18 protein-coding genes, 1 tRNA gene and 1 pseudogene are annotated in these 20,243 nt (G+C 71.7%); 15 read left to right on the forward strand and 5 right to left on the reverse strand.

Going from position 1 to position 20,243, the window contains the following annotated elements; genetic code table 11:
• Positions 1 to 168 precede the first annotated feature (168 nt).
• From GD748_RS20310 to GD748_RS07330, 3 genes and pseudogenes are all read left to right on the forward strand, one after another.
• Positions 169 to 342, forward strand: a pseudogene (locus tag GD748_RS20310) (winged helix-turn-helix domain-containing protein); the annotation flags it as partial.
• 153 nt (positions 343 to 495) lie between these two features.
• On the forward strand, positions 496 to 924 hold the full coding sequence (locus GD748_RS20315) for a VOC family protein (protein ID WP_226921088.1): 429 nt from the start codon (positions 496 to 498) through the stop codon (positions 922 to 924).
• A 30-nt stretch (positions 925 to 954) separates the two neighbouring features.
• Positions 955 to 1,512 carry an SRPBCC domain-containing protein gene (locus GD748_RS07330; RefSeq protein ID WP_226920930.1) on the forward strand — a complete coding sequence of 186 codons (558 nt, stop codon included), beginning with the start codon at positions 955 to 957 and terminating at the stop codon, positions 1,510 to 1,512.
• A 198-nt stretch (positions 1,513 to 1,710) separates the two neighbouring features.
• Here the strand turns inward: GD748_RS07330 and GD748_RS07335 are convergent.
• Positions 1,711 to 1,783 (reverse strand) — tRNA-Lys (locus tag GD748_RS07335).
• Between the two features lie 162 nt (positions 1,784 to 1,945).
• Between GD748_RS07335 and GD748_RS07340 the strand changes: the two genes are divergently transcribed.
• The 11 genes from GD748_RS07340 to pstB all read left to right on the forward strand — a co-directional run bounded on the left by GD748_RS07340 (position 1,946) and on the right by pstB (position 15,351).
• Positions 1,946 to 2,578 carry a hypothetical protein gene (locus GD748_RS07340; RefSeq protein WP_226920934.1) on the forward strand — a complete coding sequence of 211 codons (633 nt, stop codon included), beginning with the start codon at positions 1,946 to 1,948 and terminating at the stop codon, positions 2,576 to 2,578.
• A gap of 98 nt (positions 2,579 to 2,676) precedes the next feature.
• A complete protein-coding gene (locus tag GD748_RS07345; protein ID WP_152194560.1) occupies positions 2,677 to 3,141 on the forward strand; it encodes a DUF6069 family protein in 465 nt (154 codons plus the stop codon).
• A gap of 40 nt (positions 3,142 to 3,181) precedes the next feature.
• Complete coding sequence (locus GD748_RS07350) at positions 3,182 to 5,170, forward strand: acyl-CoA dehydrogenase family protein (protein WP_152194561.1); 1,989 nt, start codon at positions 3,182 to 3,184, stop codon at positions 5,168 to 5,170.
• 68 nt (positions 5,171 to 5,238) lie between these two features.
• A complete protein-coding gene (mshD, locus tag GD748_RS07355; protein ID WP_152194562.1) occupies positions 5,239 to 6,111 on the forward strand; it encodes a mycothiol synthase in 873 nt (290 codons plus the stop codon).
• Positions 6,112 to 6,257: 146 nt separating this feature from the next.
• Positions 6,258 to 8,681 carry an RNA degradosome polyphosphate kinase gene (locus GD748_RS07360; RefSeq protein ID WP_152194563.1) on the forward strand — a complete coding sequence of 808 codons (2,424 nt, stop codon included), beginning with the start codon at positions 6,258 to 6,260 and terminating at the stop codon, positions 8,679 to 8,681.
• Positions 8,678 to 9,652, forward strand: coding sequence for an NUDIX hydrolase (locus tag GD748_RS07365; RefSeq protein ID WP_152194564.1), 975 nt, complete (start codon positions 8,678 to 8,680; stop codon positions 9,650 to 9,652). The genes GD748_RS07360 and GD748_RS07365 overlap by 4 nt, the downstream gene beginning before the upstream one ends.
• Before the next feature lie 151 nt (positions 9,653 to 9,803).
• A complete protein-coding gene (gene pstS / locus GD748_RS07370; protein ID WP_152194565.1) occupies positions 9,804 to 10,940 on the forward strand; it encodes a phosphate ABC transporter substrate-binding protein PstS in 1,137 nt (378 codons plus the stop codon).
• Between the two features lie 170 nt (positions 10,941 to 11,110).
• Entirely contained in the window at positions 11,111 to 12,211 is a 1,101-nt protein-coding gene (locus tag GD748_RS07375) for a phosphate ABC transporter substrate-binding protein PstS (protein ID WP_226920936.1), read from the forward strand.
• A gap of 261 nt (positions 12,212 to 12,472) precedes the next feature.
• Entirely contained in the window at positions 12,473 to 13,456 is a 984-nt protein-coding gene (pstC, locus tag GD748_RS07380; protein WP_152194566.1) for a phosphate ABC transporter permease subunit PstC, read from the forward strand.
• On the forward strand, positions 13,456 to 14,505 hold the full coding sequence (gene pstA / locus GD748_RS07385) for a phosphate ABC transporter permease PstA (RefSeq protein ID WP_152194567.1): 1,050 nt from the start codon (positions 13,456 to 13,458) through the stop codon (positions 14,503 to 14,505). The genes pstC and pstA overlap by 1 nt, the downstream gene beginning before the upstream one ends.
• A gap of 66 nt (positions 14,506 to 14,571) precedes the next feature.
• Positions 14,572 to 15,351 (forward strand): phosphate ABC transporter ATP-binding protein PstB, encoded by a 780-nt coding sequence (gene pstB / locus GD748_RS07390; RefSeq protein WP_152194568.1) that lies wholly within the window; start codon positions 14,572 to 14,574, stop codon positions 15,349 to 15,351.
• Positions 15,352 to 15,500: 149 nt separating this feature from the next.
• Here the strand turns inward: pstB and GD748_RS07395 are convergent, their stop codons facing one another.
• The 4 genes from GD748_RS07395 to GD748_RS07410 all read right to left on the reverse strand — a co-directional run bounded on the left by GD748_RS07395 (position 15,501) and on the right by GD748_RS07410 (position 19,120).
• On the reverse strand, positions 15,501 to 15,935 hold the full coding sequence (locus GD748_RS07395) for a septum formation family protein (protein ID WP_152194569.1): 435 nt from the start codon (positions 15,933 to 15,935) through the stop codon (positions 15,501 to 15,503).
• Positions 15,936 to 16,211: 276 nt separating this feature from the next.
• Positions 16,212 to 17,213 carry an inorganic phosphate transporter gene (locus tag GD748_RS07400; RefSeq protein WP_152194570.1) on the reverse strand — a complete coding sequence of 334 codons (1,002 nt, stop codon included), beginning with the start codon at positions 17,211 to 17,213 and terminating at the stop codon, positions 16,212 to 16,214.
• Between the two features lie 6 nt (positions 17,214 to 17,219).
• Positions 17,220 to 17,840 (reverse strand): DUF47 domain-containing protein, encoded by a 621-nt coding sequence (locus GD748_RS07405; protein ID WP_152194571.1) that lies wholly within the window; start codon positions 17,838 to 17,840, stop codon positions 17,220 to 17,222.
• 548 nt (positions 17,841 to 18,388) lie between these two features.
• Positions 18,389 to 19,120 carry a winged helix-turn-helix transcriptional regulator gene (locus GD748_RS07410; protein WP_226920939.1) on the reverse strand — a complete coding sequence of 244 codons (732 nt, stop codon included), beginning with the start codon at positions 19,118 to 19,120 and terminating at the stop codon, positions 18,389 to 18,391.
• Between the two features lie 356 nt (positions 19,121 to 19,476).
• On the opposite strand from GD748_RS07410, the gene GD748_RS07415 reads away from it, so the two are divergent.
• Positions 19,477 to 20,199, forward strand: a complete 723-nt coding sequence (locus GD748_RS07415; RefSeq protein ID WP_152194573.1) for a hypothetical protein — start codon at positions 19,477 to 19,479, stop codon at positions 20,197 to 20,199.
• Positions 20,200 to 20,243 lie beyond the last annotated feature (44 nt).

Consider the following 20,243-nt stretch of genomic DNA (forward strand, 5'->3'; position numbering starts at 1 on the left):
AAGCGACAGCATCCCTGTCCGCGTCCCGAGTCCGCGTCCGCCATCCCATGGCAGGTGACTGGTTTCGCTGACATGCAGCAGCCGTGTGACGGCTCGCCGTGCGCTACGCGCATGCAAGTAGAAACTTGCCCTTGACGTGCAAGCAGCGACTTGCCTAACGTGCTTGGTATGGCGGATGTCTTCAAGGCGCTCTCTGACCCGACCAGGCGGGCGATCGTTGACGAGCTGCGCCAACGCGACGGGCAATCACTGTTCGAGCTCTGCGCACGGCTCGCGACCAACCACGGGTCAACCTCATCGCGTCAGGCGGTCTCGCAGCACCTCGACGTGCTGGAGGCCGCGGGACTGGTGCGTGCCGAGCGCAAGGGTCGGTACAAGCTGCTCTTCCTCGACACCGCACCCCTGACACCGATCGTCGAGAGCTGGCTGACCGAGCGAGCCGAAACGTCACCGACCCGCACCATCGCCCCGCCGGCTGGGGCCGCGCGACCGGGCATGCGGGTGACGTGGGTCAGCGTGTTCGTCGACGACCAGGAGCACGCCCTGCGGTTCTACACCGAGGTGCTCGGGTTCGTCACCAAGCACGACGTCCCGGTTGGAGAGGACCGCTGGGTCACGGTTGTGTCTCCCCTGGACCCCGACGGCGTCGAGCTCGTCTTCGAACCGACCAGCCATCCCGCCGTGCGGCAGTTCCGGGACGCGCTGACCGCGGAAGGCACGCCCTTCAATTCGTTCGCCGTCGACGATGTCAGCTCCGAGTACGAGCGACTCCGCGCCCTCGGCGTCCACTTCACTCAGCCCCCCACCGTCATGGGCGAGACCTCCACCGCGGTGTTCGACGACACCTGCGGAAACCTGATCCAGATTCACCACCATGCCGACCAGCCGGTCGGCGACCCTCAGAAAGGGGAGAACAATGACTGAATCGCACCTCAGGACGCAAGCATCCCGCTGGTGGAGCGCAGCGTCACAGAGCGCCAGATTGCTGGCGGGCCGGCCCACGCCGTCGTGCTCCGCCGTCGCTTCGACGCGCCGATCCAGCACGTGTGGGCTGCCGTCACGACACCCGATCGCATCGACCGCTTCTTCCTGCCGGTCGCTGGCGACTTCCGCGAGGGCGGACACTACGCGTTCGAGGGCCAGGCCAGCGGGAGGATTCTCGCCTGCGATGCCGCGAACCTGCTCCGGCTGGAGTGGGTTCCGCCGGACCGCACCGAGGCCGATCAGGTCGAGGTGCGACTGACCGCACACGGGGAGGACGGGACGTGGCTGGAGCTGGAGCACGCCTCCATCGCTGACGTCTTCCACACCGACCTGTCAGGCGACAAGTTCAGTCCCGCGATCGGCTGGGAAGGCCCGCTGCACTTCCTCGGCGAGTACCTTCGCGGCGTCCTTCCGGACCAGCCGAGCGTGGAGTGGTACGAGTTCGACGAGGCCGAAGAAGTCAGGCTCGCCAAGCTCCGCGCAGCAGAGTGGGTCAAGGCCGAGGCTCAGCATGCCGAGACCCGCTAGTTCGAGGCATCCCGCATGAGCGAGTCTCCGAGTTCACCAGGAGGCGACGATATGGTGGTTGCGAACCCGAGCGAGCCCTTCGGCACGCTGATCGATCCGTCGCTCCACGCAGCAGCGCCGCTGACCTGCGAGGCCAGGCTGGGTCCGAGAGAGGTTGTCAAGCTCGCTGACGTTGGGGGTCTGAACATCCATCTTCGGTGGGCCCCGTGGGGATCGAACCCACAACCCGCGGATTAAAAGTCCGCTGCTCTGCCGATTGAGCTAGAGGCCCCGGCCACCCGGTGCGATGCCGGGCGACGGGAGAACAGGTTACCTGCGCCGGCTGTGCTCCCGGACTGCACGGTGGTCGGGTGGACGAGTAGCGTCGGCGGCACGGGCGGTCCCAGAACCTGGGGCGGCACGAGGCACCCGAACCAGAGGGGGAGCAGGACGCATGAGCGAACGACACTTCCGCCGTCCGGCGATGCTGGACCCGGCCCAGGCCGAGCTCATCGAGGGGGACGAGGACCCGGCCATGCGGTCGGAGGTGGCGCACACGACCGCCCAGGCCCTGGTGCACGGCGGGCGTGAGAACGCCGAGGACGCCGACCTGGTCCGGCGGCTCGTGACGCTGGTGGACACCGAGGGCCTCGACGCGATCGCGGCCCTGTGGGCCCGCAGCCCGCACACCACCCTGCCCGGCACCCTGTGGCGCCTGTACCTGCTGCGCGAGTGGGTGCGCCGCGACCCGGCCACCGTGGCCGACCGGTACCGCCTCGGCCTCGAGCGTGCCGAGGTCGCCGGTGCCGTCGCCGGCGTGGAGGAGCCGCCGGGACCGGACGAGGTCTCCACCGTCGTCGACAAGGTGCTCTCCGGCCTCTTCGACGGCGACCTCGCCGTCGCCCTCGACCGCGCCGTCGCGTTCCTGCGCGTGCTGGCCACCGGCTCCGCGCTGCACGCCGACTGGATCGAGGAGGACGACGACGACCTCGCCTTCCGGGTGACCCGTCGCGCGGGTGCGCTCCTCGCCACCGCCGAGGAGCTCGAGGAGGCCGCGGCCCTCTACCGTGCCGAGCGGCTGGACTGAGCCCGCGACGAAAGTAGGTCCTGGGCGCTCCGTCCGTCGACGCGTCCTGGCCGTCCGGCCGATCCCGGCGGGCGGGCGTCGCCGCGAGGCTGTCTGCCATGCACACGGCCCAAGACCCCCGCACCGCCTCCGCCGCCTGGGCGCGCTCCCGCGTGCACCGCCGGCGCTGGTTCACCGTCCTGCTCGCCATGGCCACCGCCACCGCTCTCGGCGCGGTCGCCGGCCCGATCCTCGGGATCGACCTCGCGCTGCGTCCCGGCACTGGCCTCGTCCAGGAGGTCGGCATCCTGCCGATCAACCTCACCAGCCTCGCCGCCGGACTCCTCGGCTGGGCGCTGCTCGTGCTGCTGGAGCGGTGGACCGCACGGGCTCGGCGCATCTGGACGGCCGCCGCGGCCGTCGTCCTCGTCCTCTCCCTCGGCGGTCCGCCGGCCGCGGCGACGCCGGAGGCCACCGCCGTCCTCGCCACGCTGCACCTCGTGGTCGCCGCAATCCTCGTGCTCGGATTCCGCGGCACCATCGCGGGACCGCGGCGTCCGGCCCTTGCATCCCCGCAGAAATAGGTGATACTGCCAGTACCGGCAACGACGGCGGGAGGCATCCATGACTGCGACCGAGCAGTTCCAGAGCACGACCGAGAAGTCCTCGAACGGGCAGGCGACCCCGGCCCCCGAGGTGACCGAGCGCGTGGCGAGGCAGGTGGCCGAGGCCGCCCGCGAGACTGGCTGGACCCAGCCCTCCTTCGCGAAGGAGCTCTACCTCGGGCGCTTCCGCCCCGAGCTGATCACCCCGCACCCGCGGCCCGAGCCCGAGCTCGACGCCCGCGGCAAGGCCTACCTCGCCGAGCTCGAGACGGTCCTGCGGACGGTGGACCCCCTGCAGATCGAGCGTGACGCGAAGATCCCCGACGAGGTGATCGCCGAGCTGGCGCGGATCGGCACCTTCGGCATCAAGATCCCCACCGAGTACGGCGGACTGGGCCTCGGGCAGGTCCACTACAACCGCGCGCTGATGCTCATCGGCACCGTCAGCCCGTCGCTCGGCGCCCTGATCTCCGCGCACCAGTCCATCGGCGTGCCCGAGCCGGTCAAGCAGTTCGGCACGGACGAGCAGAAGCAGGCCTACCTCCCGCGGTGCGCCAGGGGCGCGATCTCCGCCTTCCTGCTCACCGAGCCCGACGTCGGCTCCGACCCTGCCCGCCTCCACGCCACCGCCACGCCGACCGAGGACGGCGACTACCTCCTCGACGGCGTGAAGCTCTGGTCCACCAACGGCGTCGTCGCCGAGCTTCTCGTCGTCATGGCCCGCGTGCCCGAGTCCGAGGGCCGCCGCGGCGGCATCACCGCCTTCGTGGTGGAGGCCGACGCGCCGGGCATCACCGTCGAGCGGCGCAACGCCTTCATGGGGCTGCGCGGCCTGGAGAACGGCGTCACCCGCTTCCACCAGGTCCGCGTCCCGGCCGCCAACGTCCTCGGTCGCGAGGGCCAGGGCCTCAAGATCGCCCTGACCACCCTCAACACCGGCCGGCTGTCCATCCCGGCGCTGTGCGTCGGCGCCTCGAAGTGGTCCCTGAAGATCGGTCGCGAGTGGGCCCGCGAGCGTGTCCAGTGGGGCCGCCCGGTGGGCCGGCACGCCGCCGTCGCCAAGAAGATCGCCTTCATGGCCACCGCCACCTACGCGCAGGAGTCGGTCGTCGAGCTGGCCGGGCACCTCGCCGACGCCGGGGCCACCGACATCCGGATCGAGGCCGCGCTCGCCAAGATGTACGCCTCCGAGGTGGCCTGGCAGGTCGCCGACGAGCTCGTCCAGGTCCGCGGCGGCCGCGGCTACGAGACGGCCGAGTCCCTCGCCGCCCGCGGCGAACGAGCGGTGCCGGCCGAGCAGGTGCTGCGCGACCTGCGCATCAACCGCATCTTCGAGGGCTCGACGGAGATCATGCACCTCCTCATCGCGCGGGAGGCCGTCGACACCCACCTCGCCGTCGCCGGGGACATCATCGACCCCGACGTCGACCTCGCCGGCAAGGCCCGCGCGGCCGGACGGGCCGGCGCCTTCTACGCCGGCTGGCTGCCGAAGCTGCTCACCGGCCCCGGCCAGGTGCCAACCTCCTACGCCGAGTTCGGCCCGCTCGCCACCCACCTGCGCTTCGTCGAGCGCAGCTCACGCCGCCTCGCCCGCAACACCTTCTACGGCATGGCGCGCTGGCAGGGTGGCCTCGAGCACCGCCAGGCGTTCCTCGGCCGGGTGGTCGACATCGGGGCCGACCTGTTCGCCATCGCCGCCATGTGCTCCCGGGCGCAGATGCAGCTCGAGGACGACGACGCCGCCACCGGCCGGGCCGCGCAGAAGCTCGCCGACGCCGCGTGCCGGCACGCGCGCCTGCGGGTCGAGAAGCTCTTCGACGACCTGTGGACCAACACCGACACGGCGGACAACGAGCTCGCCGCCGACGTCCTCGACGGCCTCCACACCTGGGCCGAGGCGGGCATCGTCGACCTCTCCGAGGGCACCGGCCCCCTCATCGCCGACGCCACGCCCGGTCCGACGACGGTCGCGGACGTCTCGCGCCGGATGCTGCCGCCGACCCGCTGAGCCGCGATTGCGCCCACGGCTCCCGCCCGATGGAATGGCAGCCGGACCATCGAGCGGGAGGCTGCGGCATGATCGAGACGGACGCACTGGACCAGGCAGCGGCGACGGCAGTGCTCGGCCTCGCCGGTGCGGTGGCCGCGGCCGACGGCGTCGAGGCGCTCTCGGAGCAGACGCTGCTCGAGGTGCGCACGCCGCTGCGCCAGGTCCACCACCTCCTCGTGCCGGGCGAGGACGGCCTCGCCGGCTACGCACAGGTGGACGCCGGCCCCGAGGGCGGAGCGAGCGCCGAGCTGGCGGTCCACCCCGACCACCGCCGTCGCGGCGTCGGGCGTGCGCTCGTCGACGCCGTGCGCGAGCGCGTCCCCGGCGTCGCGGTGTGGGCGCACGGGAACCTCCCCGGGGCCCGGGCGCTCGCCGCCGCCACCGGGATGGAGGTCGTGCGCGAGCTGCTCCAGATGGCGGCGCCGCTGGACCGGCAGGAACCCGCCGCCCCCCGCAGCGACGTCGACGTCACCACCTTCGAGGTGGGCGCCGACGAGGAGGCCTGGGTGGGGCTGAACGCCCGCGCGTTCGCCGACCACCCGGAGCAGGGCCGGATGACCGTGGCCGACCTGCGCGCCCGTGAGGCGGAGGACTGGTTCGACCCCACCCTGCTGTGGCTCGCCCGGCCGGCCGGCGCCCCGCAGGCCCAGCCGCTCGCCTCGATGTGGGTCAAGGTCGTCCCGGGCGAGCACGACGGCGAGATCTACGCCGTCGGGGTCGACCCCGAGGCGCAGGGGCGCGGTCTCGGCGGCGCCCTCACCGACCTCGCCCTGGCCGAGATGGCCGCGCGCGGGCTGCGCCGCGCCACCCTCTACGTCGAGGGGGACAACACCGCCGCCCTGCGAACCTACGCCCGGGCAGGCTTCGAGACGGTCGCGACCGACGTCCAGTACCGGTGACGGCCCTCGCCGCGCCCCCGGAAGAGGTCGTCCGCGGTCGCCGACGGGCCGCCGACGGGACCGCAGCGGATGCCGGTCTGCGGCCGGGACGAGATCCGAGCTGCTGCGTCACGCGCCGGACACCTTCTGATGACACGATTGGCTCCATGAGCAGCACCGAGGAGACCTCCGTGGACGGGGTCGGGGCCGACCCCGCGGACGTGAACGGCCAGAAGGCGTCGTCCGGAGCGCCCGACGCCGCCCCGGACGCCGCACCCGAGGCCACGGTCGGCGACGAGGAGGGGGCGGACGAGCTGGCCCGCCTCGAGGACGACGACGAGGACGAACTCGCCGCGCAGGCCCGGGCGATGACCCGCGTGCTCAGCGGCGTCTCGTCGTCGTCGGCCTCGCTCACCCGGCAGGTCGAGGCCGCCGAGGCGGAAGCCGCGGAGGAGGACCTGCCGCCCTGGGAGGCCGACCTGCCCGAGGGGCGCTTCGCCGACCGGGAGCTCAGCTGGCTCGCGTTCAACGAGCGGGTGCTCGAGCAGGCCGAGGACCAGGAGCTGCCCATCCTCGAGCGGGCGTGGTTCCTGGCGATCTTCGCCTCGAACCTCGACGAGTTCTACATGGTCCGCGTGGCCGGCCTGAAGCGCCGGATCGCCACGGGCATGGCCGTGCCGGCGGCGTCGGGCCTGTCCCCGCGCCAGGTGCTGGACGCGCTGAGCCACCGCGCCAAAGAGCTGGCGGAGCGGCACGCCCGCGTCTTCGCCGACGACGTCCAGCCCAAGCTCGCCGAGGAGGGCATCGACCTCCTCCACTGGGAGTCCCTCGCGGAGAGCGAGCAGGAGCGACTGCACAAGTTCTTCCGGAAGCAGATCTTCCCCGTCCTGACGCCCCTGGCCGTCGACCCGGCGCACCCCTTCCCCTACATCTCCGGGCTCTCGCTGAACCTGGCGGTGCTGGTGCGCAACCCCACCAGCGGCAAGGAGCACTTCGCCCGGGTGAAGGTGCCGCCCCTGCTGCCGCGCTTCATCGCCGTCGACTCCGAGGGCAAGCCCTACCGCCCGGAGGACGTGCCCGCCGACGCCGGTGGCCGCACCGCGTTCGTGCCGCTGGAGGAGGTCATCGGCCACCACCTCGACGCGCTGTTCCCCGGCATGGAGATCGTCGAGCACCACACCTTCCGGGTCACCCGCAACGAGGACGTCGAGGTCGAGGAGGACGACGCCGAGAACCTCCTCAAGGCCCTGGAGAAGGAGCTGACGCGCCGACGCTTCGGCCCCGCGGTGCGCCTGGAGGTCGCCGAGGGCATCAGCCCCCACGTCCTCGACCTGCTCAAGCGTGAGCTCGGCGTCGTCGAGCAGGAGGTCTTCCGCCTGCCCGCCCCGCTGGACCTCACCGGTCTCGAGATCGTGCACGACCTGGACCGGCCGGAGCTGAAGTACCCCAAGTTCGTCCCGGTCACGCCACAGGGACTGGCGGAGGTCGAGTCGGCGAACCCGACCGACTTCTTCGCCGCCATCCGCGAGCGGGACATCCTCCTGCACCACCCGTACGACTCCTTCTCCACGTCGGTGCAGCAGTTCCTGGCCCAGGCGGCGGCGGACCCACAGGTCCTCGCGATCAAGCAGACCCTGTACCGCACGTCGGGCGACTCCCCGATCGTGGACTCCCTCATCGATGCGGCCGAGGCGGGCAAGCAGGTCCTCGCCATCGTGGAAATCAAGGCCCGCTTCGACGAGCAGGCCAACATCTCCTGGGCGCGCAAGCTCGAGCAGGCCGGGGTGCACGTGGTCTACGGCATCGTCGGCCTGAAGACGCACGCCAAGCTCTCGCTGGTCGTGCGCCAGGAGGCGGACGGCCTGCGCCGGTACTGCCACGTGGGGACCGGCAACTACAACCCCAAGACCGCACGCGGCTACGAGGACCTGGGTCTGCTCACCTGCGACCGCGACGTCGGCCAGGACCTCACCCGGCTGTTCAACCAGCTCTCCGGCTACGCGCCGCGCACCCGGTTCCACCGGCTCCTGGTGGCCCCCCGCTCGGTCCGTCCGGGCCTGGTCGAGCGCATCGAGCGCGAGATCGTCAACCACCGCGAGGGCAGGCCCGCGTGGATCAAGCTCAAGGTCAACGCGATCGTGGACGAGACCCTCGTCGACGCCCTGTACCGCGCCAGCCAGGCCGGGGTCCCGGTCGACGTCGTCGTGCGCGGTATCTGCGCACTGCGGGCCGGGGTGCCGGGCCTGAGCGAGAACATCCGGGTCCGCTCGATCCTCGGCCGCTTCCTCGAGCACGCCCGCGTCTTCGCCTTCGCCAACGCCGGCGACCCCGAGGTGTGGATCGGCTCGGCCGACCTCATGCACCGCAACCTCGACCGCCGGGTGGAGGCCCTCATCCGCATCTCCGACCAGGGTCAGATCGACTTCCTGGTCGAGCTCCTCGACGTCTCGATGGCGGACACCACAGCCACCTGGCACCTCGAGCGGGACGGCTGGCACCGCCGGCACATCGGTGCGGACGGCGAGCGCCTGGACGACCTGCAGGAGATGCTGATGGCCCGGGCCCGCCGCCGCGTGGCAGCCAGCCGGTGAGCCAGCGTTCGGCGGTCGAGGCCGCCGGCGCCCTCGTCTGGCGCGTGCGCAACCGCAAGCTCGAGGTCCTGCTCGTGCACCGGCCCCGCTACGACGACTGGGCCTGGCCGAAGGGCAAGCTCGAGGCGGGGGAGTCGCTCGTCGAGTGCGCCGTGCGCGAGGTCGCCGAGGAGACCGGCGTGCACGTCTCGCTGGGACAGCCGCTGCCGACCGTGCGGCACCGGCTCAAGGACGGTCGGACGAAGATCACGCACTACTGGGCGGCGCACGAGGTCGACGACGACGCGCAGAGCGTGGCGTGCCGGGCCGAGGTCTACCCGGCCAAGGAGAGCGAGATCGACGACGTCCGCTGGGTCGAGGTGGGCAAGGCCGCGAAGATGCTCACCTACGCCCACGACCGCGATCCGCTGGGGGTCCTCGTCGACCAGTGGAAGGACAAGCGGCTGCGCACCTGGACGATGGTGGTCGTGCGCCACGCCCGCGCCCGCAAGCGCTCGTCCTGGCGCGGCGACGAGTCCACCCGACCGCTCACCCCGGCCGGCGAGCTCCAGGCGCAACGACTGGTCCCGGTGCTCGCGGCCTACGGCGTCGAGGAGGTCATCACCTCGCCGTGGGAACGCTGCGCGGCGACCGTGCGGCCGTACCAGGAGGCGACCGGGATCGGTGCCCTCGTCCGGGCCGAGCTGACCGAGCACGCGCACGAGAAGAAACCCAGGCCGGTGCGCGAGCTCGTCCGCCACGAGCTCACCACCCGCGACGTGCCCGTGGCCCTCTGCACGCACCGCCCGGTGCTGCCCACCGTGGTCAAGGAGGTCGCACAGCTCACGCCGCACCGCATCATGCAGCAGGTGCCCAGGTCCGACCCGTGGCTGAAGACGGCGGAGCTGCTCGTGGTGCACGTGGCCCAGCGGCAGGGGCGCGGCGTCGTCGTCGTCGCCCTGGAGAAGCACCGCGCGCCCATCCTGCCCTGACCCCGGGGCGCGGCGTTGCCGAACTGTGACCCGAAAGACAGCAGAGTTCACGCTGCGTTCATCGTCTGCCCGCGGGGAAGTCACCCGCGCTGCTTAGCGTCGCTTCTGGTCGGGCGCCCCCTGGTCCTGGCCCACCGAGACAGAGGATGGAATGACCGTGAAGCTTGCAGGTAGCCGCCGCCTGGCGGGAGTCGCCGCGATCAGCGCCCTTGCGCTCACCCTCGCGGCTTGCGGGAGCAGCAACGCCGAGAACGGCGCTTCCGAGGAGACCGCGGGCGGCGAGGAGAGCGCGGCCCTGTCCGGCACGCTCCCCGGCGCCGGCGCCTCCTCGCAGGAGAACGCCATGAACGGCTGGCTCGCCGGCTTCTCCGAGGCCAACCCCGACGTGCAGGTCTCCTACGACCCGACCGGCTCGGGCACCGGCCGCGAGATGTTCCTCAACGGCGCCGTGATGTTCGGCGGCACCGACTCCATGTTCGACGAGGAGGAGCTGGCCGCCGGCGCCGACCGCTGCTACGGCGGCGAGGTCGTCGAGCTGCCGCTGTACATCTCGCCGATCGCCGTGGCCTACAACCTCCCCGGCGTCGAGGCCGAGAACCTCAACCTCGCGCCCGAGACGCTCGCCCAGATCTTCGCCGGCGAGATCACCACCTGGAACGACCCGGCGATCGCCGAGACCAACCCCGACGTCGAGCTGCCCGACACCGCGATCGTGCCGGTCAACCGCTCCGACGACTCGGGCACCACCGAGAACTTCACCGAGTACCTCGCCGCCGCCGCGGGCGACGCCTGGCCGCACGAGGCCAGCGAGACCTGGCCGATCACCGGCACCCAGTCCGGCGCCCAGACCTCGGGCGTCGTCTCCACCCTCGAGTCCGCCGAGGGCACCATCGGCTACCTCGACGCCTCCCAGGTCCCCGAGGGCTTCGGCACCGTCGCGATCGGTGTGGGCGAGGAGTTCGTGCCGTTCTCCCCGGAGGCCGCGGCCGCCGTCGTCGACGCCTCCCCGGCCACCGAGGACGCCACCGACCTGCGCCTGACCATCGACCTCGCCCGCGACACCGCCGAGTCCGGTGCCTACCCGATCGTGCTCGTCTCCTACTCCTTCGCCTGCTCGGTCTACGAGACGGAGTCGGACGCGGAGAACGTCAAGGCCCTGCTGACCTACATCGCCTCCGAGGAGGGCCAGCAGCGCGCCGCCGACCCGAGCGTCGCCGGCTCGGCGCCGATCTCCGAGGACCTGCGCGCCAAGGTCACCGCCGCGATCGACCAGATCTCGGTCGCCTGACCCGCTGATCCGCACCGCCACGGGCGGGGTCGTGCTCCTGACGAGGGGGCGCGGCCCCGCCCGCGGTCGTCGTGCGAGCCGGCTCACGCGTCCAGGGTGGGGTCCGCGATGGAACAGTCGCGGATGTCCCCATAGAGTGAGCGCGGCTGTTTCCGGCAGACGTGAGGGGCGTGGACGTGCAGGCAGGATCCCGTCGGGCGACCGGTGCCGGGGCAGTCGGCGCCCTGGTGCTCGCGCTGACCGCCTGCGGCGGTGGCGGCGACGGCTCGGGCCTGTCCGGCCCGCTCCCCGGTGCCGGCGCGTCCTCCCAGGAGATCGCCATGACCGGCTGGCTCGCGTGGATGAACGAGAACCACCCCGACGTGCTCGTCTCCTACGACCCGGTCGGCTCGGGCACCGGCCGGGAGATGTTCCTCAACGACGCCGTGAAGTTCGCCGGCTCGGACGCCGCCATGAGCCCCGAGGAGCTTCAGGACGGGAGCGAGCGGTGCTTCGGCGGCGAGGTCGTCGAGCTGCCGCTGTACATCTCCCCGATCGCCGTCGCCTACAACCTCCCGGACCTCGGCACCGAGCACCTCCAGCTCGACCCCGTGACGCTGGCGCAGATCTTCGACGGGCAGATCACCACCTGGGACGACCCCGCCATCGCGGCGACGAACCCCGACGTCGAGCTCCCGAGCCTCGACATCGTGCCGGTCAACCGCTCGGACGACTCGGGGACCACCGAGAACTTCACCGAGTACCTCGCCGAGGCGGCCGGTGACGCGTGGCCGCACGAGCCCAGCGAGACCTGGCCGATCTCGGGCACGCAGTCCGGGACGCAGACGTCCGGCGTCGTGACCACGATGCAGGCGGCCGAGGGGACCGTCGGGTACATCGACGCCGCCCAGGTCACCGAGGACCTCGGCACCGTCGCGGTCGGCGTCGGCGACGAGTTCGTGCCGTTCTCGCCAGAGGCCGCCGCTGCCGTCGTCGACGTCTCGCCCCCGAGCGAGGGGGCCACCGACCTGCGGCTGACCATCGACCTCGCCCGGGACACGGCGGAGTCCGGCACCTACCCGATCGTGCTCATCTCCTACACGATCGCCTGCTCGACCTACGACAGCGAGCGGGACGTCGAGAACATCAAGACCCTGCTGACGTACATCGCCTCCGAGGAGGGGCAGGCCAGGGCGGCGGACCCGTCGGTCGCCGGCTCGGCGCCGATCTCGGACGCGTTGCGCGAGCGCGTGAACGCCGCGATCGCACAGATCTCGGCCGGGGGAGCGTGACGGTGCCGGCATGCGGTTGTGAGCGATCCGACAGGGTGGGTTCACCTCGTGTTCACCTGACGCCCGCCTCGCGGTCACCCGCTCGACCTACCGTTCAAGCGGTCGGTCCTCGAGCGGACGGTCCCCGGAGCGGGACCCTCGCCTGTCGATGGCCGGCCGACGGCGCCTGCCCGCGTGCGCGCCGGCACGAGCCCGGTCCCGGGCGCGCCGACACCGACCGAACGCCCTGCCCGACCCGACGAGCATCCATCCGGAGGACCCGTGGCATCCGCCAGCACCACTGACGCCTCGCCTGGCGGCAGCCCCGCCGCCCGGCTGAGCGACGCGCCGGGCCGCCTGGGGAACAAGGTCTTCGCCGGTGTCTCCACCGGCGCCGGACTCGCGATCCTCGTGATCCTCGCCGGGGTCGCCGGCTTCCTGCTCTTCCGCTCGTGGCCCGCGATCACAGCGTCCCAGGCCCAGTACGACGAGATCAGCTTCATGCGGGGCGAGAGCCTGGTGGGCTACATCGCGCCGCTGATCTTCGGCACGCTGCTCTCCTCGGTGATCGCCCTGCTGATCGCCGTGCCGCTGTCCGTCGCCATCGGCCTGTTCATCTCCCACTACGCCCCGCGCAGGGCCGCGCAGGGCCTCGGCTACCTCGTCGACCTGCTCGCCGCCATCCCGTCGGTCGTCTACGGCATGTGGGGCATGGCGTGGCTGGTGCCCGTGCTCGAGCCCCTCTTCGCGTGGCTCTCGTCGACGCTCGGCTTCATCCCGGTCTTCGCCGGGTTCCAGGCGCCCGCCAAGAACATCATGGCGGCGGGGATCGTGCTCGCCGTCATGGTCCTGCCGATCATCACCGCCACCATCCGCGAGGTATTCCTGCAGACCCCGCGACTGCACGAGGAAGCCTCCCTGGCGCTGGGCTCGACCCGCTGGGAGATGATCCGGATGGCCGTCTTCCCGTTCGGCCGGTCCGGCATCATCAGCGCCTCGATGCTCGGCCTCGGGCGGGCGCTCGGCGAGACGATGGCCGTGCTGATGATCCTTTCCCCGGGCTTCCTCATCAACTTCTACGTCCTCCAGCCCGGGCAGCACCAGTCGATCGCGGCGAACATCGCGAACCAGTTCCCCGAGGCGTCCGGGCTCGGCGCGGACGTCCTCATCGCCACGGGCCTGGCCCTGTTCGCGATCACCTTCGCGGTGAACCTGCTGGCTCGCTGGATCATCGCCCGCCGTGCCGAGTTCTCTGGAGCGAACTGATGACCGCGCCCACCACCTCGACCGGTCTCGAGCGCACCGGCAAGCTCCCCGGCTGGACCCCCTGGGCCGTCCTCGCCGGCTCGCTGCTGGTGGCGTTCCTCTTCTTCACCGTCGTCAGCACGCCCACCGTGGCCTCGGTGTTCCTCGTCGGCGGGATCCTGTTCGTCGTCGCGAACTGGGCCATCGCCCGGGTCGTGGAGGGCGAGCGCGACGCCAAGGACCGGCTGGCCACCTCGCTGGTCACGGGTGCCTTCGTGGTGGCGATGATCCCGCTCGTCTCGCTGGTATGGATCGTCATCGTCGAGGGCGTGTCCATCATGAGCTGGGACTTCCTGTCCACGGACATGACGGGCATCTTCGGCGACATGCGCGAGGGCGGCGCGCTGCACGCCATCATCGGCACGCTGTGGGTGACGGGCCTGGCCTCCGCCATCTCCATCCCGCTGGGCATCTTCACGGCGATCTACCTGGTGGAGTACGGCAAGGGCAAGGTCGCGCGCGCCATCACGATCCTCGTGGACGTGATGACGGGCATCCCGTCGATCGTCGCCGGCCTGTTCGCCTTCGCGCTGTTCACGATCCTCGTCGGCCCGGCCTACCGGTCCGCCGTGATGGGCGCGGTCTCGCTCGCCGTGCTGATGACCCCGGTCGTGGTGCGGTCGGTCGAGGAAATGCTGCGGCTCGTGCCGAACGAGCTCCGCGAGGCCTCCTACGCCCTCGGCGTGCCGAAGTGGCTCACGATCGTCAAGGTCGTGCTGCGCACCGCCGTCGCGGGTATCACCACCGGGGTGATGATCGCCATCGCCCGCGTGATCGGCGAGACCGCTCCGCTGCTCATGACGACAGGCATCATCGCGAACATCAACAACGACCCGCTCGAGGGCCGCATGGCGACGCTGCCGGTCTTCGCCTACCGCCAGTACGCCCAGGGCGGCGTCGGGTACGAGCGGGCCTGGGCGGCGGCCCTCACGCTCGTCGCGATCGTCATGCTGCTCAACCTCGTCGCCCGGCTGGTCAGCCGATACTTCTCCCCGAAGGGCGCCTCGTGACCGAGACCGCCCGCACGTCCGCCGCCCGTCCGGTGGCCCGCCCCCTCCGCCCCGGAAGGAACGCCAGTGTCTAAGCGCATCGACGTCAAGAACCTCAACGTGTACTACGGCGACTTCCTCGCCGTCGAGGACGTCAGCATGACGATCGAGCCCCGGTCCGTCACGGCCCTCATCGGGCCCTCCGGCTGCGGGAAGTCGACCTTCCTGCGCACCCTCAACCGCATGCACGAGGTCATCCCCGGCGCTCGCGTCGAGGGGGAGGCCGTCATGGACGGGCAGAACCTCTACGCCCCGGAGGTCGACCCGGTCCAGGTGCGCCGTCAGGTCGGCATGGTCTTCCAGCGGCCGAACCCGTTCCCGACGATGTCCATCGCGGACAACGTCCTGGCCGGCGTGAAGCTGAACAACCGCAAGATGAAGAAGTCCGAGTCCGACGAGCTCGTCGAGTCCTCGCTGCGCGGCGCGAACCTGTGGAACGAGGTCAAGGACCGCCTCGACCGGCCCGGCTCGTCACTCTCCGGCGGTCAGCAGCAGCGTCTCTGCATCGCCCGGGCTATCGCGGTCAAGCCCGAGGTCCTGCTGATGGACGAGCCGTGCTCGGCGCTGGACCCGATCTCCACGCTGGCGATCGAGGACCTGATGGCCGACCTCAAGAACGAGTACACGATCGTCATCGTCACCCACAACATGCAGCAGGCCGCCCGCGTCTCCGACCGCACCGGCTTCTTCAACATCGCGGGCACCGGCAAGCCGGGCCACCTCATCGAGATGGACGACACCGAGAAGATGTTCTCCAGCCCGTCCGTGAAGGACACCGAGGACTACATCTCGGGCCGCTTCGGGTGAGCACCGCGCACTGACTCCGGGTGAGCACTCCGCACTGACTCCGGGTGAGCACCGCGAACCGACTTCGGGTGAGCACCGCGTAGTGACGGGAAGAGCCCGGTCGGTCCTCGGACCGGCCGGGCTCTCGCGTGCGCGGCGTCGAGCCGAAGTCAGCGGTTGGCGCCCTCGAGGGAGCCCGTCATCTTCTCCTCGGCGAGGATGATGCACAGCGAGGTGCGGTCGTCGGCCTGGTTCCAGCTCTGCTCGCTCGGCGAGAGGGTGGAGAAGTAGATCTCCGACTCGACGTAGGGCACACCGACGAACTCCTCGAACCGGGTAATGCAGCCCTCCTGCGCCTCGGACTTGACCTCGTCCTCGCCAGGGAAGTCGCCGTCGTCGTGCGTGACCGCGCCGAAGATCTCCGCGTCGTGCGGCTCCGAGCACTCGAGCGTGGTCACCGAGCTCACTTCGGTGTCCTGCAGGTCGGACTGGTTCACGCAGTCGCCGACCTCGAGGGCGAGGACGTCACCGCCGCAGGCGGCGAGCGTGCCGGTCAGCCCCACGAGGGCGGCAAGGGTGAGGGCTGTGCGGGCAGGGCGGTTCATGGTGCTCCGAGTTCTCGGGGTGAAGGAGGATCAGCGTTTCCCGGGGTGAAGGAGATCTGCGGCCAGGATATCGCCGGGCAAAGTCCGCAACGGCCCGCCGTCATGGGGAGTACCCCCGGGGAGTGCCGCACACCCGCTGCGTCGACGAGCGGCACGTTGTGGTCGTCGTCGGGCCGGCGGAGCGGTGCGGAAGGTGTCTTTCGGTGCTGCCGCGTCGAGGCGCGGGGTGAGTCCCGCACGGGAGGCAGTGGGACCGGGACAAGCGGGCGCGGTGGGTCAGGGAAGGACCACGTTCAGGACGAGGTAGAGGCCGGCAGCGACGGTGCCCGCGGCGGGGATGGTGAGGACCCAGGCGACGGCGATGTTGCCGGCCACGCCCCACCGCACGGCGGAGAGCCGCTTGGTGGCACCGACACCCATGATCGCCGAGGTGATCGTCTGCGTGGTCGAGACCGGTGCGTGGAACAGGAAAGCGGTTGAGTACAGCACCGAGGCCGCCACGGTCTCGGCGACGAACCCGCGGGCCGGGTCGAGCTCGATGACCTTGCGGCCCAGCGTGCGCATGATCCGCCAGCCGCCCGCGTAGGTGCCGAGGGAGATCGCGGTCGCGGCGGCGAGCTTGACCCACAGGGGGATCGAGGTGCCCTCGTGCAGGCCGCCGGCGACCAGGGCGAGGACGATCACGCCCATCGTCTTCTGCGCGTCCTGGAGGCCGTGGCCCAGGGCCATCGCCGCGGCCGAGACGGTCTGGAGCCAGCGGAAGCGGCGCATGGTGCGCTGGTAGGGCCGGGACCGGAAGATCCACAGCACGGCGAGCATCGCGACGTACGCGAGGCCGAAGCCGACGAGCGGCGACAGCACCATCGGGAGGGCGACCTTCTCGCCGATCACCGTCCAGTGCACCTGGGTGGCCGAGGCGAGCCCGGCGCCCATCAGCCCACCGATCAGGGCGTGCGAGGACGACGACGGCATCCCGAACCACCAGGTGATGAGGTTCCAGACGATGGCGCCGATCAACCCCGCGAGCACGACGGCGAGACCGTTCGCCCCGCCCGGCGGCGAAATGATGCCCGAGCCGATGGTCTCGGCCACCCCGGTGCCGAGGAGCGCGCCGACGAGGTTCATCACCGCCGCCATCGCCAGAGCGACGCGTGGGGTGAGCGCCCGGGTAGATACCGAGGTGGCGATCGCGTTGGCGGCGTCGTGGAAGCCGTTGGTGAAGTCGAAGACGAGGGCGATCGTGACGACCACCAGCACAAGGACGAGGACGAGGTCCACTGCGCGTCAGGATTCCTTGAGTGCGATGGTCTCGACGGTGTTCGCGAGCCGTTCGAAGGAGTCCGCGGCCGACTCGAGCGCGTCGATGACGCCCTTGAGCTTGATGATCGCGATCGGGTCCTGGCCGTTGTTGAACAGGTCGGCGAGGAGGCGGCGGTACGCCTGGTCCGCGTGGTTCTCGAGGCGGTTGATCTCGACCCAGTAGTCGCTCAGCCCGGTCATGGACTTCAGCCTGGGCATGACCTCGGCGGTGAGCTCGGCGCAGCGCTGCAGCACGGCCACCTGGTCGCTCACGCCGGCGGGCAGGTCGCCGATCTTGTAGAGGACGATGAGGTCGCCGGCCTCGTCCATGTCGTCCATGCAGTCGTCCAGCGTGGACGCCAGGGCGTAGATGTCGTCCCGGTCGAACGGGGTGACGAAGGTCTGGTTCAGCTTCCGCAGGAGCGCGTGGGTGTTCTCGTCGGCGTCGTGCTCGACGGCGTGGAGCTGGGCGGCGAGGTCGGCCCGCTGCGTGCGGTCGGCCCCCAGCAGCCGGGTGAGGAGCTCGGCGCCGCGGACCAGATGCTCGGCGGTCCCGGCGAGGAGCTCGAAGAACGACGCGTCGCGCGGGGTGGGGCGAAATCGCACCAGAGTGCTCCCTCGGGGATGAACAGGGGATGGACTGCCGGCATCAGGCTAGAGCACTTCAGTGAAGGGCGAGCATTCTGTCGGGGCGGCTTTGGACCCCTTGCGGACAGGCATGCCGCGGCCGCGGACGGATCTGCGCCGCGACCGCAACGCTGGGCGCCCGCGACCGCGAGGCTGGACGCCCGGCGACCGCTACGCCGAAGCCGGTGCGACAGCGACGCCGGACGCCCGCGACCGCGACGCGAACGTGCCGCGACGGCGACGCCGGACGCTGGCGACCGCAATGCTGGGCGCCCGCGACCTCAACGGTGGAACCGCCGCGACAGCGACGCCGAACGCACCGACCGCCCGCGACCGCGAGGGCGAAAGAGGCGGAGTGTGAGGACGCCGGGCCGGAGAGCGCCAGTCGGCGCGAAGGCCGCTCTTGGCGGCTTGTGTTGGAGCCCGGGGCTTTCGCGACCCGACGTCACGCACCACTGTACGTCAGGGGGTCCGCTCACGCGCAAGGGGGCTGCGGAGGTCTGGGGACAGCGTGCCGAGAGCCGGGCTCAGGGCTCCACCAGCGCCTCGGGTCGGGCGTTCTGGGCGGCGTCGTCGGCCGTGTCCCGGCCGCGCACGTCGAACCGGTACCCGACGTTGCGCACGGTGCCGATCATCTGGTCGTGCTCGCTGCCCAGCTTGGCCCGGAGGCGACGGATGTGGACGTCGACGGTGCGGGTGCCGCCGAAGTAGTCGTAGCCCCAGACCTCTTGGAGCAGCTGCGCCCGCGAGTGCACCCGCCCCGGGTGCTGGGCGAGGTGCTTGAGGAGCTCGAACTCCTTGTAGGTCAGGTCGAGGATGCGTCCCCGGATGCGGGCGGTGTACGCCGACGCGTCGATGACCAGCTCGCCCGCCTCCACCTGCTCCGCGGCCTGCTCCGTCTCGCTCGGACGCGCACCCTCGGTGATCAGCCGCAGCCGGGCCTCGACCTCGGCGGGGCCGGCGCTCGCGAGGACGACGTCGGCCGCGCCCCACGACCGGGTGACGGCGGTGAACCCGCCCTCGGCGAGGACCAGGAGCACGGGCGGGGAGTCCATCGGCCCGCTCAGGAGGCGGCACAGGTTCCGCGCCGCCACGAGGTCGCGACGGGCGTCGAGGAGCACGACGGCGGCCTCGGCATGGTCGACGACGGCCGCCGGGGCCATCGGCGCGACGGTCACCTGGTGACCGAGCAGCGTGAGGGAGGGCAGCACGTGGGCGGGACCGCCCGTCTCGGCGGTGAGCAGCACGAGCTCGGCCACTGATCCCCTCCTCCCGCGTCGCCTCACTGTAGTGGCCCCGGACCCGGTGCCGTCGCCGCACTCCAGACGGCCCATCGGCTGGGCCCCACACGGCCGCCGACCGTTGTCCGCCTGTCCGCCTGTCCGCCTGTCCGCCCGCCCGGTCCGCCCCGGCGGCGCAGGACCCCGCCCTGCCCGCGCCGCCGCCGAAGGCCGGCCGTCCGGACTTCGGCGGCCGTCTGTCACAATCGGGCGGTGGCCGCGCACGCAACTCTCCCCGGTACGGGCCGGTCGACCCCGGAGCTCCCGGCGGCGTCCGGCCACGCGGACACCCACGGGCCCGCGGCGGACGCGCGAGTCACCGGGGCCGCGCCGTGATGGGGGCATCGAGCCGGGCAGCCGTCACCGCGTCCGGTGCCGCGCTCCTCGCCGTGGCGGGGTATCTCTCGCAGAACCTCCTCACCGGCGTCGTGCTCGTTCTCGGCACGCTCTTCGCCCTCGGCTGGCCGCGCCTCCTGGAGCTGCCGACGCGGCGCGGCGCGAGCATCGTCATCGCGCTCTCGGCCCTCGCGGGCCTGGCGGTGGTCAGGCTGGCCGGGGCCGGCGAGCTCGCCGTCGTCATGGGGCTGGCCGTGGTGGCCGCCTTCGTCCACCAGATGGCCCGGCGCGACGGTCGGCCGCGGCTGGTCGAGTCGGTCTCGGGCGTGGTCACCGGCGCCGTCGTCGTGGTCTCCGCGGCAGGCTGGATCGCCATCGACACCGGTGAGGTGACCGAGGCGCTCGTCGTCACCGCCGCCGCCACCATCGCGGCGGCCGCCGCCACCACCGCGGTGCCGGCACGTACCGAGCTCGTTGCCTCGGTCGCCACGGTCGTCGGCGGCGGGATCGGGTTGCTCATCGGGACGGTGCTCGCCGGGGTGGGGACCGTGCCGGGCATGCTGGTCGGCCTCGCGGCGGGAATCCTCACCGCCGCGCTGCACGTGCTGTTCGGTCGGTTCCCCGCCTCCCACCGGATCCGTCCCGCGCTCGCGGCGGCCGTGCTCGTGCTCCTCGTCTCCGGCGTCCCGGTCTACCTCGTCAGCCGGCTGCTCGCTGCCTGAGCGCCGGGCCGGCCGGCGGACGAGCGCCACCGGCGACGCCCGCC

Source organism: Georgenia subflava, from assembly GCF_009193155.1.
Taxonomy (GTDB): Bacteria; Actinomycetota; Actinomycetes; order Actinomycetales; family Actinomycetaceae; genus Georgenia; species Georgenia subflava.

What these genes read in the sequence shown, in the direction of transcription:
- GD748_RS20315 (WP_226921088.1), top strand. Translation starts at nt 496, where the DNA reads ATGCGGGTGACGTGGGTCAGCGTGTTCGTCGACGACCAGGAGCACGCC.
- GD748_RS07340 (WP_226920934.1), top strand. Translation starts at nt 1,946, where the DNA reads ATGAGCGAACGACACTTCCGCCGTCCGGCGATGCTGGACCCGGCCCAG.
- GD748_RS07345 (WP_152194560.1), top strand. Translation starts at nt 2,677, where the DNA reads ATGCACACGGCCCAAGACCCCCGCACCGCCTCCGCCGCCTGGGCGCGC.
- GD748_RS07350 (WP_152194561.1), top strand. Translation starts at nt 3,182, where the DNA reads ATGACTGCGACCGAGCAGTTCCAGAGCACGACCGAGAAGTCCTCGAAC.
- mshD (WP_152194562.1), top strand. Translation starts at nt 5,239, where the DNA reads ATGATCGAGACGGACGCACTGGACCAGGCAGCGGCGACGGCAGTGCTC.
- GD748_RS07360 (WP_152194563.1), top strand. Translation starts at nt 6,258, where the DNA reads ATGAGCAGCACCGAGGAGACCTCCGTGGACGGGGTCGGGGCCGACCCC.
- pstS (WP_152194565.1), top strand. Translation starts at nt 9,804, where the DNA reads ATGACCGTGAAGCTTGCAGGTAGCCGCCGCCTGGCGGGAGTCGCCGCG.
- pstA (WP_152194567.1), top strand. Translation starts at nt 13,456, where the DNA reads ATGACCGCGCCCACCACCTCGACCGGTCTCGAGCGCACCGGCAAGCTC.
- GD748_RS07395 (WP_152194569.1), bottom strand. Translation starts at nt 15,935, where the DNA reads ATGAACCGCCCTGCCCGCACAGCCCTCACCCTTGCCGCCCTCGTGGGG.
- GD748_RS07415 (WP_152194573.1), top strand. Translation starts at nt 19,477, where the DNA reads ATGGGGGCATCGAGCCGGGCAGCCGTCACCGCGTCCGGTGCCGCGCTC.